The following is a 12,828-nucleotide window of genomic DNA, read 5'->3' as shown; positions in this document are numbered from 1 at the left end:
AAGCCAAAAACCTGTCCCCCGGCGCCGTAAAAGCGCCGGGGGACAGGTGATGACTGCTGAAAAGAGACTGACGGGAACCGGGGAGTTCAGGCCGCGTCGGCGGCCCCGCCGGCAAAGACCCGGGTGCGCTGCGCATCCGGGGTCAGCCAGACGGTATCGCCGGGCCGCACCGCCAGCCGTTCCGGCGTCAGCACGGTGATCGCCTGCCCGCCCTTGCGCACCAGAAGCTCGGTCGCGGCGCCGGTCGGCTCGACCACCACCACCTCGGCGCTGATCCGCCCGGCCGCGGCCTCAGACGCAATGGTGAAGGCCTCGGGCCGGATGCCCACGGTTGTCCGCCCGGGCGCGGCGGGCGTCGCCAGCCGCAGCGCCTCGCCATCGGCAAACCGCGCCAGGGTGGCCTCGCCGGCGCCCACCTCCAGTTCTAGCAGGTTCATCGTCGGCGAACCGAGGAAGGCGCCGACAAAGGCATTGGCCGGGTTGTCGTAAAGCTCGAGCGGCGTGCCGATCTGTTCGATCTCGCCATCGCGCAGCACGACGATGCGGTCTGCCAGGGTCATCGCCTCGACCTGATCGTGGGTTACATAGATCGTGGTGGTGCGGAGCTTCTGGTGCAGCTCCTTCAGCTCGGCCCGCATCTTGACCCGAAGCTTGGCGTCAAGATTGCTGAGCGGCTCGTCAAACAGGAAGACCTCGGGCTTGCGCACGATGGCACGGCCCATGGCGACGCGCTGCCGCTGGCCGCCCGACAATTGCCGGGGCAACCGGTCGAGATATGGCCCCAGCCCGAGGATATCCGCCGCCCGGTCGACCTTGGAGCGCCGCTGCGCCTCTTCCTCGCCGGCCAGCCGCAGCGAGAACGACATGTTGTCGGCGCTGCTCATGTGCGGATAGAGCGCGTAGCTCTGAAACACCATCGAGATGCCCCGGTCGCGCGGCGGCACGTCGTTCATCGCCGCGCCGCCGATCTCGAGCGTGCCGGCGCTGATGCTCTCCAGCCCGGCGATCATCCGCAACAGCGTGGACTTGCCGCAGCCCGAAGGGCCGATCAGCACGACAAATTCGCCGTCCTCGATATCGAGAGAGACATCCTTGATGACGTCGACCTTGCCGTAACTCTTGGACAGGCCGTTCAACCGAACATGTGCCATGTCATTCCTCCTGATTGCCGGATGAAAAGGTGTAATGCAGCCGGGTCTGCCAGCTCTCGCCGGGGGCCAGCCAGGTGCCCGGTCCGCTGGTGCCGTCTGCCGCGCGGTCGCAGTTGCAGGGCTCGAGCGCCAGAACGTTGCGGCGCGGCCGGGCATCGCGCCAGATCTGAAAGAACGGCAGATCGCTTTCGATCCGCGCGCCGACGGCGGGCCAGTCGGCGCAGGCCGGTCGGGCGATCCCGGCGACACATCCGCCCGGCACCGGGTGACAGGTGGTTTCCCGGTCCTCGGCCAGCACTTCCGCGCCATCAAGGTGCAGGGTGGTGCCCTCCGCCACCATCGGAAAGCCGAAATTGGTGTGGTAAAGCACGCGCATCTCGGCCCGCTCCGGACCGATATTCTCGACCCGGTCGATCAGCGTCAGCGCGGCCCCGCCCACCGGCGTCTCGATCCGGCGATGCAGCCGGAAACAAGCGCCGCCCCTATGCGCCGTGGTCACCACGCCTTCGGCAAAAAGCAGCGGATCGGGGCGATCCCAATCCTCGCCACAGGCCGTCACCCGCGCCGGTGTCAGCGGCAGGGTGCCATGCAGCGGCAGGCCGTCACGCGGTTGGCGGACGTTGTCCAGCCCGCAGGTCACCAGAAAGCCCGACAGGGCGCGCTGGATGCCGGTGCCGCCATCGGCCTGCGCATCATGCAGCCCCGGCGCGACGAAGCCCGCCGGATGCTGCCAGGCCAGCGGCATGCCGCGGAAACTCAGCGGGCCGATATCGAGACTGCGATCGGCCAGCAGCCAGAAGGCCAGCCCGCCGCCGGTGTCGAAGCTCAGCGCCCGGACCCCGCGTTCCGCCCCGTCATCGAGCGTGATCCGGCGCACGGCGGCCAACTGGCGCAGGTCGGGCACCCTTTCGGCCCAGTCCTGCCTCATGCCGGCACGGCTTCGGGCAGAAGGTCGAGCCTCGCAAAAGCCTCTTCCGGCGCGTCCAGCCCGCGCATCAGATCGGCCATCTGGCCAGCAAGCCGCGCCTCGAGCGCCGGATCGTCAAGCGCCGCCGCCTGCCCCGGGTCGCGCGCCAGATCGAACAGCCGCGTCTCGCTCTCGATCAGGCAGCCGGGGCCATAGGCGTTCCACATCGCCGATTTCTCGCTTACCGGCACCCGCAGCAGCGGCATATCGCGGCTGAAGGGCATCGGGGGCGCAAGCTCGGCGCGGGTCAGCTCTTCGGGATGGAAGAAGTCAAAGATATGCGTCGGCATTAGGGTGTATTGATAAACTTCCTGCTCGGCCATGTCGGGCGGATAGCGGTGATAGCTGTGCCTTCCGTCAGTCAGATTCACCGCCCCGCCAAAATATCCATAGATCAGCGCCTGATGGGCCGAGGGCTTGCCCGCCAGCATCGGCCGCAGCGAGGGCGCCGCCATCTGCGGCGGGCGCGGGGTGTCATAGAGATCGAGGATGGTGGCCGCCAGATCGGGCGTCTGGCTCAGGCCGTCGACTTGCGTGCCATCGGCCGCCGGATGGCCCGGGTCATGGACAAACAGCGGAATCTGCGCGATCTCGCGATAAAGCGTCATGCGGTTCTTGGCCCAGAGATCATGCTCGCCCAACAGGAAGCCGTGATCGGTGGTGACGATCAGCGCCGTATCCTGCCAGAGCCCGTCGCGGTCGAAAGCGTCGAGTACCTGCCCGAGCAATTCGTCGCACATCGCCAGCGAGGCGTGATAGCTGGCGCGCAGCTCCGCCTGTTCTTCCAACGGCCGGTCGCTGTACCCGTATTCCGGCCAATCCAGCGCCGGGCCATCGGCGCGCGCCCCGACGATGTCGCGAAAGCGTTTCGGCGCAAAGAACGGCTCATGCGGGGCAAAGGTCTCGATCTGGAGAAACCAGTTGTCGGCCGCCTTGTTAGCCTCGATGAAGTCCACCCCGGCGGCAAAGGTCTGAAAGCTGGGATGGCCGGCCTCGTCCTCGATGAAATCGCGGTTGACGACGTTGTGGCGCTTGTAGCTGCGCGGCTTGCGCGACACCTGGGCCGGGTCAAAGCGCCGGTCAATCGCCGGCCAGTCCGGCGCCGCGACACCTTTCCAGCGGTCGCCTTCCTGGCCGCGAAAGAATTCGTGACTATCATAGCGGTTGTGATAGGTGGCGCCGCCATCTTCCCAATAGTGGAAGTGATCGGTGACGAAATGGCTATAGACACCCTTGTCGCGGCTCAGCACCTCGGGGAAGGTCACGTCGAAAGGCTCGATCGGTCCCCAGCTGCGGTGCAGGAACGACATCCGGCCGGTCAAAAGATCCCGCCGCGCCGGCATGCAGGGCATCGAGCCGACATGATGGTTGTCGAACCGCGCACTGCGCGCCGCCAGCCGATCAAAGTTCGGCGTCGGCACCGTATCGCCGCCATAAGGCGAGAGCGCGTGGCGATTGAGCGAGTCGAAGAGGACAAGAACCGTTTTCATGACAAACCCTTATTTCACCGCGCCAGAGGTCAGGCCGCGGACAATGAACCGTTGTGCAAAGAGCAGAAGCAGGAAGGCCGGCAGGATCGACAGGGTCGAGGCCGCCGCCATTTCGGTAAAGGCGATGGTATTTTCCTGGGCATATTTGCCGATGCCAAGCGGCACCGTCGCGGTCTGTCGCTGGCTCAGCACCAGAACCACCGGGAATTCGTTCCAGCTGAAGATGAAGGTCAGGATGCCGGTCGCCGCCAGCCCCGGCCGCACGATGGGAAGCACCACATGCCAGAGGATCTGCGGCACCTTGGCGCCATCGATCTGCGCCGCCTCCACCAGCTCCTTGGGCACGTCGCGGACGAAGACGCCCATCATCCACAGCGCCATCGGCAGGTGCAGCGTGGTGTGGGCGAGGATGATGCCGGTGTAGCTGTTGTCGAGCCCGACCGAGCGGAACATGGTGAACCAGGCGCCCGCCAGGGTGATCGGCGGCACCATGTGAAAGATCACCGACCAGCCGAGCAGCGAATGCAGCACCCAAGCGGGCCATTGCAGGCGGTAGAGCGAAAAGGCCGCCAGCGTCGCGATTACCAGCACGAGGAAGGTGCTGATCAGGCCAATCACCATGGAGTTGGCGAAGTTGCGGGCGAAATCCGAGGTCTTGTCGAAGATCACGTCGAGAAAGCCGTCGAGGTTGGGGGTAAAGAGCACCTTGCCCATCAACAGGTCGATCTGGGTCTTGAAGGCGGCCGAGACGATCCAGAAGAAGGGAAAGAGCACCACCAGCGCAAAGCTCATCAGCACGAGGTGGCGGATCACGCTGACCTGGCGTTCCGATGCGGTGAAGCGGCGGCGGCGCGGCGCGGTCAGCGCGGTGTGGGTGTCGGTCGCATGGGTCATGCCTTGGCTCCTTTGCCGGCGGTGGCGCGGGTGGCGGCGATGATGCCGGCGGCGATGACCGCGATCACCGCAATCGACATGGCGGCGCCATAGCCGGTCTGATCCTCGGTGAAGAACCGGCGGTAGATGGTGAAGCTGATCACTTCGGTCGAGGTGCCGGGCCCGCCGCCGGTGAGCAGGTAGATCTCGTCGAACACCTTGAAGGCCAGGATCATGCGGAACACGAAAGTCACGGCGATCGTCGGCAGCATCAGCGGCAGGGTGATGTGGCGCAGCTGTTGCCAGCGCGAGGCACCGTCGATCTTGGCGGCCTCGAAGATATCATCCGGCAGGCTTTCGAGCCCGGCCAGCAGCAGCAGGAAACAGAACGGCGTCCAGTGCCAGACATCGACGACGATCACCGACAGCAGCGCCAGATCGGGGTTGCCCAGCCAGTCCTGCGGCGCCAGGCCGAGCCAGAGCAGCAGGCTGTTCAGCACCCCGAAATCATAGGAATACATCAGCTTCCAGATCGCGCCGATGATGATGCCGGGCACCAGGATCGGCAGGATGAAAACCGTCCGGTAGAACACGCGCCCGCGCACCACCCGCGTGGTCAGAAGCGCCAGAATGAAACCGATCAGCATCTGAAGCGCCACCGCCACCACGGCAAAGATCAGCGTGTTCAGCGCGCCGGCGCGCAGCAGGTTGTCCTGCGGCAGCCTGGCGTAATTGGCCAGCCCGACCCAGTCCCAGACGGCTTCGCGGTTGATCCATTCCACATCGTGGAAGCTCAGCGCCAGCAGTTTGATCAGCGGCAAGATGGTGAGCAGCGCAAACAGGACAAGCGCAGGCCAGAGCGTCGCGTGACGCCAGAAGGTATCGGTTTTCATCGGTGGGCTCCGTGAATTTCGGCGGCCGCGGGCAGTGCCGCGACCACCAGGGAGGTTACTGGAGCAGTTCAGGCGCGGGAATGTCGTAACCGGCGTCCTGCATGACCTTGGTGATCTCTTCGGCGGCGGTGTTCAGCGCCTCCTTCAACGGCATCTCGCCGCCGATCGCCTGGTTGAGCCGCAGTTCGGTGATCGCCAGAACCTGGGTCGCCTCGGGAAAGGTGAAGGTCAGCCGCGCATTGGGCAGCGCCTCGGCCATCGCCTTCATCCAGCGGTATTCCGGTTGATCGGCCATCTCGCTTTCCAGCACCGCCCGGCTGACCGGCATCGAACCGGCCTCGGCATAGGCGCGCTGCGCGGCGTCGGTCTGGAACCAGCTCAGGAAGGCCAGCGCCGCCTGCTTGTTGTCGTCCGAGATATTCTTGGGCACGCCGGCCAGCCAATGGCCCAGCGGCGTGGCCGAGGGGATCTCGGCGGTGCCCGGCGGCGGCGCATAGGCCACCTGGCCCACAACCATCGACTTGCTTTCGTCGTCGAACAGCCCCGGGGCCGGCACCGAATTGATATGCGCCGCGCGCCCCGTCGCCATGTTCTGGATCACATTGGTCTGGGTTTGGCCGGCGGTCGAGGGGTGGCCGACGTCATTGGCCAGCTTCAGATAGGTTTCCATCCCCGCCAGAGTGCCCTCCGAGTTGATCGAGACCTGGAAGCTGCCATCGTCCTGCTGATCGACGATACCGCCGCCATGCGACCAGATGTAGGGAAAGACGTCATAGGTCACGTCGAATGTGCCGCGCTGGCCACGCTGCGAAATACCGTACCGGCGGTCGGTTTGCAGGGTCTTGGCGTTCTCGTAGAGCTCATCCCAGGTCTTGGGCACGGAAAGGCCGGCCTCGTCATAGAGATCCTGCCGATAGTGCAGGATCAGCACGTTGGGATTGACCGGAACGCTCAGCAGATCGCCGCCGTCGCAGGTGATCGTCTTGGCCTCAGCGTTCCAGCAGGTGCTGTCGTCGAAGGTGTAGATGTCATCGGAGAGCTCGAAAGAGGCGTCGATCTCTTGCAGCGGCGCGATGAAACCGCCGGTGTAGAACTCGACGAAAAAGCCGGCGTTCATGATCAGGATGTCAAACGGGCTCTCATCCGCGCGCACGGCGGTGCGCTGTTTCTCGAGGCTGCCGGCAAAGGGGTTCACGTCGAGCTCGACGGTATTGCCGGTCTCGTCCTCGTAGGCCTCGACCACGGCCTGAAAGCCGGGGAACCAGGGCGACTGGTTGATGACGATGGTGATCGGCGCCTCTTCGGCCGCCGCAAGCGAGGCGCTCAGCGCCAGGGCGCTGGCGGCAAGTGTCGCGGTCATTCTGCTTTGGTAAGTCATAGATCCTCCCATGGGTCTGAAATGCCAGTGCCTCCCGCACCGATCCGAGGCCAACCTAACTCGCGGCGAGCCATTCCAGAAATGAAAAGAATTCCGGTCTCCATAGCCAATGGCTATGCCACTTCCCCGAATGCTGTCCCCTGCACCGGCCGATTGGCGGTGCGGATCAGTTGAAGGGGTCGGCGGTGCATTCCTCGATCAGCCGGTCGGCCACCGCCCGCGCCGCCGGGGTCAGCAGGCCCGGTTTGCGATAGATCAGCCCGGCCTGGCGGTTGGTCACCAGATCGGGCACGTCGATCTCGATCAGCCGGCTGCCCTCGGGCGAGAGCAGCTGCGAGCGGGTGGTATAGATCAGCGTGTCGGTCTGCGCCGCATGGGTCAGCAGAAAGGTCAGCGAGGTCGAGACGACATTGGCCCGTGGCGGGGTGAGGCCGAGGCTGATCACCCGGCCGTCGAGCTTGCGCCGGGCCAGGGTATTGTCGGGCGGCAGCGCCCAGGCCAGCGCCAGCGCCTCGACCGGGGGCACGTTGGTGCGGCCCGCCAGCGGATGCTGCGGCCGGCCGACGCAGATCAGATCATCTGCCGTGAGCAGGTGGAATTCCAGGTTGGCGCTTTCGCTGTCGATCGGCCGTTCCGCAACGACGAAATCCAGCGTGCCGGTGGCCAGCCCGCGCAGCAGCGAGCTGTCGAAACCGGTCTGCACCTCGACCTGCACGTCGGGCCGCTGTTCGGTAATCCGGCTGATCGCCTCGGGCAGCTTGCGCCGTACCCAGGACGGCCCGGCGCCGATCCGCACATGCCCGCCCTGGCCTTCGCGCAACTGGGCGATTTCATCGGCGGCGTCGCGCACCTGGGCCATCACCACCCCGGCATGTTCCGCCAGCCGGACCCCGATCGGCGTCAGCGTGATGCCATGGGCGTGGCGTTCCAGCAGCGGCGTGCCGACCTGATCCTCGAGCAGCTTCAGGGCTTTCGACAGCGTCGGCTGGGCGACGTTCAGCTCGGATGCGGCGCGGGTGATGTTGCCGGTCTGGGCGGTGCGAAAGAAATAGCCGAGAAGGCGCAGATCGAAATTGCGGGGGTGCATGTTTCCCTCTCCCTTGCGCGCATGGCCGACGCCGGGACCATAAGCCGCCCGAGGGCCGGGCGCAAAGGGGCATTGCCGCCTTCTCGTGCGCCACCTGCGGCTAGAACATCACCCGCGGCAGCCAGGTGGCCAGCGCCGGGAAGAACCAGACGACAGCCACGCCGATGGCCTGCAAGACGATGAACGGCAGGACCCCGCGATAGATATGGCCCGTGGTGACCTCGGGCGGGGCCGCCCCCCGCAGATAGAACAGCGAAAATCCGAAGGGCGGCGTCAGGAACGAGGTTTGCAGGTTGATGGCCAGGACGATGCCAAGCCAGATCGGATCATGGCCGAGCAGGATCAGCGTCGGCACCACCAGCGGCAGCACGATGACCGAGATTTCGACGAAATCGAGGAAGAACCCCATGAAGAAGACGATTACCATGGTCACCAGCAGCGCCCCGGTTGCGCCGCCCGGCAGGTTCTCCAGCCAATGCGCGACCCGCTCTTCGCCGCCAAGCCCGATGAACACCAGCGAGAACATGCCGGCGGCGAGGATGGTGGCAAAGATCATCGCCGTCATGGTCATGGTCGAGGCCACCGCCCCATGCACCACCCGGTCGCGCAGCAGGTTGTTCAGGGCGGCCAGGATGCCGGTCACCCCGACCAGGGTCAGAACGATGTACAGCCCGCCGGCCAGGTAGGCGCCTGTCCCCAGATCGCCGCGCTGCAACCGCACCGGAAACAGCCCCGCCGCGATCGCCAGAACGATCAGCGCCGCCGCCGCGACGGCGATCACCCCCCGGTGCCGCCCGCGCCGCGCCCCCGCCAGCAGGAGCGCACCCACCGCGCCCACCGCCGCCGCTTCGGTCGGAGTGGCCAGCCCGCCGAGGATCGAGCCCAGCACCGCAAAGATCAGCAGCACCGGCGGCACGATGGCGCCCAGCACCTCGGGGCGTGACGGCCGCGGAAGATCCGGCGGTGCCGGCGGCATGTCGTCGGGGCGCAGCACGCCGCGGGCCAGCACATAGATCAGATAGAGTGAGACGAGCACGAGGCCGGGGACCAGCGCGGCGGCAAAGAACTGGCCGACCGACAGCGCCTCGACCGCGAATTTGCCCTGCTCGTATTGCGCCTGCTGATAGGCGTTCGACATCACGTCGGCGAGGATGATCAGAAGCGTCGAAGGCGGGATGATCTGGCCCAGGGTGCCGGCGGTGCAGACGATGCCCGAGGCGACACGCGGGTCATAACCCGAGCGCAGCATGGTGGGCAGCGCAATCATTCCCATGGCCACAACCGTCGCCCCGACGATTCCGGTCGAGGCGGCGAGCAGCGCGCCCACCAGCACCACCGAGATGCCAAGCCCGCCGCGCAACTGGCCAAAGGCGCGCCCCATGGTATCCAGCAGCTCTTCGGCAATGCGGCTTTTCTCCAAGAGCGCGCCCATCAGGACAAACAGCGGAATGGCGATCAGCACCTGGTTCGAGATCAGCCCGAACACCCGTTGCCCGAAAGCGCCCAGAAGCGAGATGTCCATCGCGCCCAGAGCCCAGCCCAGATAGGCAAAGAGCACCGCGACACCGGCAATCGAAAAGGCTACCGGAAAGCCCGACAGGATCGCCACCACGAGAGCCGCGAACATCAGAAGATCGAGAGTGTCGCTCATGCCGCGTCCTCATTGGCAAATAGCCGCGCGAGGATCGCCAGCGATTGCAGCGCCACCAGCGCGCAGAACAGCGGGATCAGCGATTTCAGCAGGAACACCGCCTCGATCCCGCCAACCGAGATCGGGCCCTCGAGAATGCGCCAGGAGTTGCGCACCGACGGCCAGGACCACCAGGCCAGCGCCGCCATCGACGGCAGCAGGAAAAGAAGATGCCCGGCAATGTCGATGCGGCGCCGGGCAGCCGGCGTGACCTTGGCATAGAAGATGTCCACCCGGACGTGCTTGTCCACCAAGAGCGTGTATCCGGCCGCCAGCATGAACAGCATGGCATGCAGGTAGAGCACGCTTTCCTGCACCCAGATCGAGTTCACGCCAAAGACATAGCGCCCGATCACGATGCCGAACTGGATCAACACCATGGCCAGGGCAAACCAGCGCAGCACCCGGGCGACACCCCGGTTCAGCCCATCGATCAAGCCTGCAAGTCTCAGCATCCGCCACCTCTTCCCGTCGCCACAGGGCCGCGCGCGAGGAACATGCCCCCGCGCGCCGCCGGATCAGTAGCCCATCACCTGGGCGCGGGCGTTCATCTGACCGTTGTCGGCATAGCTCATGTAACCGCCGACGCTGTCGCGATAAGCAACAAAGCTCTCGGTGATACGGCGCACCAGCTCGTCATCGTCCTGGCGCAACTCGTCGATCACCTCCTTCGCCGCCGCGCCCATGGCGTCGATCACGTCCTGCGGGAACATGCGGACCTGCACGCCATCCTCTTCGACCAGCTTCTTCAGCGAAGCCGCGTGCTTGGTGGTGTATTCGGTCCAGACCGGGTTGTAGAGGCTTTCGCAGGCCAGCGAGACCGCCTGTTTCAGATCCTCGGGCAGATTGCCGAAAACCTCGGCATTGACGCCGCATTCCTCGGCCGAAGAGGGTTCGCCGACACCGGGCCAGTAGTAGGTCTTGGCCACCTGCTGATAGCCCAGCGCGCTGTCGGTCCAGGGGCCGATGAACTCGCCGGCATCAAGCGCCCCGGTCTGCAACGCCTGGAACATCGCCGGGCCGGACATGGCCTGTGCTGCCATGCCGATCTTTGCCGCCATTTCCGAGGCCAGGCCGGTGGTGCGGAACTTCATGCCCTTGAGATCCTCGACCGAGGTGATCTCATCGCGGAACCAGCCGCCCCATTGCGGGCCGGAATTGCCGCAGAGAAAGGGCTTGATGCCGAAGCGGCCATACATCTCGTCATAAAGCGCCTGGCCGCCGCCGTGGTAGAGCCAGCCGAATTGCTCGTCGGCGCGCAGGCCGAAGGGTTGCGAGCCAAAGAGCAGGATGCCCTTGGATTTCGACCCCCAGTAGGCCGGCACCGCGTGGTAAAGCTCGGCGGTGCCTTCGCTGACGGCGTCAAAGACGCCGGGCCCCGGCACGATCTCGCCCGAAGCGTAAAGCTTGACCTCGATCCGCCCGCCCGAAAGCGTGGTGATCCGGTCGGCCAGCATCTGCGCCGCCACCCCCGGCCCAGGCAGGTTCTTGGGCCAGGCGGTGACCATCTTCCATTGCTGCACATCCTGCGCAATCGCCGGTGTCGCCAGCGGCGCGGCGGCCGCGCCAAGCGCGCCGGTGGTGAGAAATTTGCGTCTGTCCATTTTTTGTCTCCCTGTTGGATTGGATCAGTTCTTGAGAATGCCGGGCAAGTTCAGCCCGTGGTCGCGGGCACAATCGATGGCGATGTCATAACCGGCATCGGCGTGCCGCATCACGCCGGTCGCCGGGTCGTTCCACAGCACGTTGGCGATGCGGCGGTCGGCGTCCTCGGTGCCGTCGCAGCAGATCACCATGCCGGAATGCTGCGAAAACCCCATGCCGACTCCGCCGCCATGGTGCAGCGAGACCCAGGTCGCGCCGGAGGCGGTGTTGAGCAGCGCGTTCAGCAGCGGCCAGTCGCTAACCGCATCCGAGCCGTCCTTCATCGCTTCGGTCTCGCGGTTGGGCGAGGCCACCGATCCGCTGTCGAGATGGTCGCGGCCGATCACCACCGGCGCCTTCAACTCACCGTTGCGCACCATTTCGTTGAAGGCCAGCCCCAGCTTGTGACGCACGCCGAGCCCGACCCAGCAGATCCGCGCCGGCAGCCCCTGAAAGCTGATCCGCTCGCGCGCCATGTCGAGCCAATTGTGCAGATGCGGGTCATCGACCAGCTCTTTCACCTTGGCATCGGTCTTGTAGATATCTTCCGGGTCGCCCGAGAGCGCGGCCCAGCGGAACGGCCCGATGCCACGACAGAACAGCGGCCGGATATAGGCCGGAACGAATCCGGGGAAGGCAAAGGCGGTTTCAAGCCCCTCTTCCAGCGCCACCTGGCGGATGTTGTTGCCGTAGTCCAGCGTCGGCACGCCGGCGTTCCAGAAATCGACCATCGCAGCGACATGCACCTTCATCGAGGCGCGGGCGGCCTTTTCCACCGCCTTGGGATCGCTTTCCTGGGCCTCGCGCCACTCTGCCACGCTCCAGCCCTGCGGCAGATAGCCGTGGATCGGATCATGCGCCGAGGTCTGATCGGTGACCATATCGGGGCGCAGGCCGCGCTTGACCAGCTCGGGATAAACATCCGCCGCATTGCCGATCAGTGCCACCGATTTCGCCTCGCCCGCCTTGGTCCAGCGGTCGATCATCGCCAGCGCCTCATCGAGCGAATGGGTCTTTTCGTCGACATAGCGCGTGCGCAGGCGGAAATCGGCGCGGCTCTCGTCGCATTCCACCGCCAGACAGCAGGCGCCGGCCATCACCGCCGCCAGGGGCTGCGCGCCGCCCATGCCGCCAAGACCGGCGGTCAGGATCCAGCGGCCGGTGAGATCGCCATCGTAGTGCTGGCGGCCGGCCTCGACAAAGGTCTCGTAGGTGCCCTGCACGATGCCCTGCGAGCCGATGTAGATCCAGGACCCGGCGGTCATCTGGCCGTACATGGCGAGGCCCTTCTTGTCCAATTCATTGAAATGATCCCAGTTGGCCCAATGCGGTACCAGGTTGGAATTGGCGATCAGCACCCGCGGCGCATCCTTGTGGGTGCGGAAGACGCCCACCGGCTTGCCGGATTGCACCAGCAGGGTCTGGTCCTCTTCCAACGCCTTCAGGCTGGCGACGATCAGGTCGAAATCCTCCCAGGTGCGCGCGGCCCGGCCGATACCGCCATAGACCACCAGCTCATGCGGGTTCTCGGCCACATCCGGGTGCAGGTTGTTCATCAGCATCCGCATCGGCGCCTCGGTCAGCCAGCTCTTGGCGCTGATCTCGGGGCCGGTGTCGGGAAAGACGTCGCGGATGTTGTGGCGGGGGTTGGTCAT

The 12,828-nt window shown here is 65.6% G+C and carries 11 protein-coding genes; all 11 read right to left on the bottom strand.

The features are described 5' to 3' along the window. Positions 1 to 86 precede the first annotated feature (86 nt). Entirely contained in the window at positions 87 to 1,151 is a 1,065-nt protein-coding gene (locus AC0J5K_RS19295; RefSeq protein WP_048534979.1) for an ABC transporter ATP-binding protein, read from the bottom strand. 1 nt (position 1,152) lies between these two features. Then, a complete protein-coding gene (locus AC0J5K_RS19290; protein ID WP_420398571.1) occupies positions 1,153 to 2,079 on the bottom strand; it encodes a DUF4432 family protein in 927 nt (308 codons plus the stop codon). Then, positions 2,076 to 3,608: a sulfatase gene (locus tag AC0J5K_RS19285; RefSeq protein ID WP_420398572.1), complete on the bottom strand. Its 1,533-nt coding sequence runs from the start codon at positions 3,606 to 3,608 to the stop codon at positions 2,076 to 2,078. The genes AC0J5K_RS19290 and AC0J5K_RS19285 overlap by 4 nt, the downstream gene beginning before the upstream one ends. A 9-nt stretch (positions 3,609 to 3,617) precedes the next feature. After that, complete coding sequence (locus AC0J5K_RS19280) at positions 3,618 to 4,502, bottom strand: carbohydrate ABC transporter permease (protein WP_048534974.1); 885 nt, start codon at positions 4,500 to 4,502, stop codon at positions 3,618 to 3,620. Then, a complete protein-coding gene (locus AC0J5K_RS19275; protein ID WP_074837129.1) occupies positions 4,499 to 5,374 on the bottom strand; it encodes a carbohydrate ABC transporter permease in 876 nt (291 codons plus the stop codon). Before AC0J5K_RS19275 ends, AC0J5K_RS19280 begins: the two co-directional genes overlap by 4 nt. Before the next feature lie 55 nt (positions 5,375 to 5,429). Next, a complete protein-coding gene (locus AC0J5K_RS19270) occupies positions 5,430 to 6,734 on the bottom strand; it encodes an extracellular solute-binding protein (protein ID WP_074837130.1) in 1,305 nt (434 codons plus the stop codon). Between the two features lie 184 nt (positions 6,735 to 6,918). After that, the gene (locus AC0J5K_RS19265) at positions 6,919 to 7,839 is read right to left on the bottom strand and encodes a LysR family transcriptional regulator (RefSeq protein WP_274590277.1); all 921 of its coding nucleotides are present in this window, start codon (positions 7,837 to 7,839) and stop codon (positions 6,919 to 6,921) included. Positions 7,840 to 7,939: 100 nt separating this feature from the next. Continuing rightward, positions 7,940 to 9,490 carry a TRAP transporter large permease gene (locus tag AC0J5K_RS19260; RefSeq protein WP_283638682.1) on the bottom strand — a complete coding sequence of 517 codons (1,551 nt, stop codon included), beginning with the start codon at positions 9,488 to 9,490 and terminating at the stop codon, positions 7,940 to 7,942. Further along, positions 9,487 to 9,984, bottom strand: coding sequence for a TRAP transporter small permease subunit (locus AC0J5K_RS19255; protein ID WP_048534965.1), 498 nt, complete (start codon positions 9,982 to 9,984; stop codon positions 9,487 to 9,489). The genes AC0J5K_RS19260 and AC0J5K_RS19255 overlap by 4 nt, the downstream gene beginning before the upstream one ends. A 63-nt stretch (positions 9,985 to 10,047) precedes the next feature. Further along, positions 10,048 to 11,133: a TRAP transporter substrate-binding protein gene (locus AC0J5K_RS19250; RefSeq protein ID WP_420398573.1), complete on the bottom strand. Its 1,086-nt coding sequence runs from the start codon at positions 11,131 to 11,133 to the stop codon at positions 10,048 to 10,050. A gap of 24 nt (positions 11,134 to 11,157) precedes the next feature. Then, positions 11,158 to 12,828 (bottom strand): urocanate hydratase (hutU, locus tag AC0J5K_RS19245; RefSeq protein ID WP_283639098.1); only part of this gene is annotated, 1,671 nt, incomplete at its 5' end.

It is taken from the genome of Marinovum sp. E3 (genome assembly GCF_055755275.1).
The sequence above is the reverse complement of the archived record's forward strand: the minus strand, read 5'-3'. Positions and strand labels throughout refer to the sequence as shown.

Coding starts and splice junctions, on each gene's coding strand:
- AC0J5K_RS19295 (WP_048534979.1), bottom strand. CDS start 1,151: ATGGCACATGTTCGGTTGAACGGCCTGTCCAAGAGTTACGGCAAGGTC.
- AC0J5K_RS19290 (WP_420398571.1), bottom strand. CDS start 2,079: ATGAGGCAGGACTGGGCCGAAAGGGTGCCCGACCTGCGCCAGTTGGCC.
- AC0J5K_RS19285 (WP_420398572.1), bottom strand. CDS start 3,608: ATGAAAACGGTTCTTGTCCTCTTCGACTCGCTCAATCGCCACGCGCTC.
- AC0J5K_RS19280 (WP_048534974.1), bottom strand. CDS start 4,502: ATGACCCATGCGACCGACACCCACACCGCGCTGACCGCGCCGCGCCGC.
- AC0J5K_RS19275 (WP_074837129.1), bottom strand. CDS start 5,374: ATGAAAACCGATACCTTCTGGCGTCACGCGACGCTCTGGCCTGCGCTT.
- AC0J5K_RS19270 (WP_074837130.1), bottom strand. CDS start 6,734: ATGACCGCGACACTTGCCGCCAGCGCCCTGGCGCTGAGCGCCTCGCTT.
- AC0J5K_RS19265 (WP_274590277.1), bottom strand. CDS start 7,839: ATGCACCCCCGCAATTTCGATCTGCGCCTTCTCGGCTATTTCTTTCGC.
- AC0J5K_RS19260 (WP_283638682.1), bottom strand. CDS start 9,490: ATGAGCGACACTCTCGATCTTCTGATGTTCGCGGCTCTCGTGGTGGCG.
- AC0J5K_RS19255 (WP_048534965.1), bottom strand. CDS start 9,984: ATGCTGAGACTTGCAGGCTTGATCGATGGGCTGAACCGGGGTGTCGCC.
- AC0J5K_RS19250 (WP_420398573.1), bottom strand. CDS start 11,133: ATGGACAGACGCAAATTTCTCACCACCGGCGCGCTTGGCGCGGCCGCC.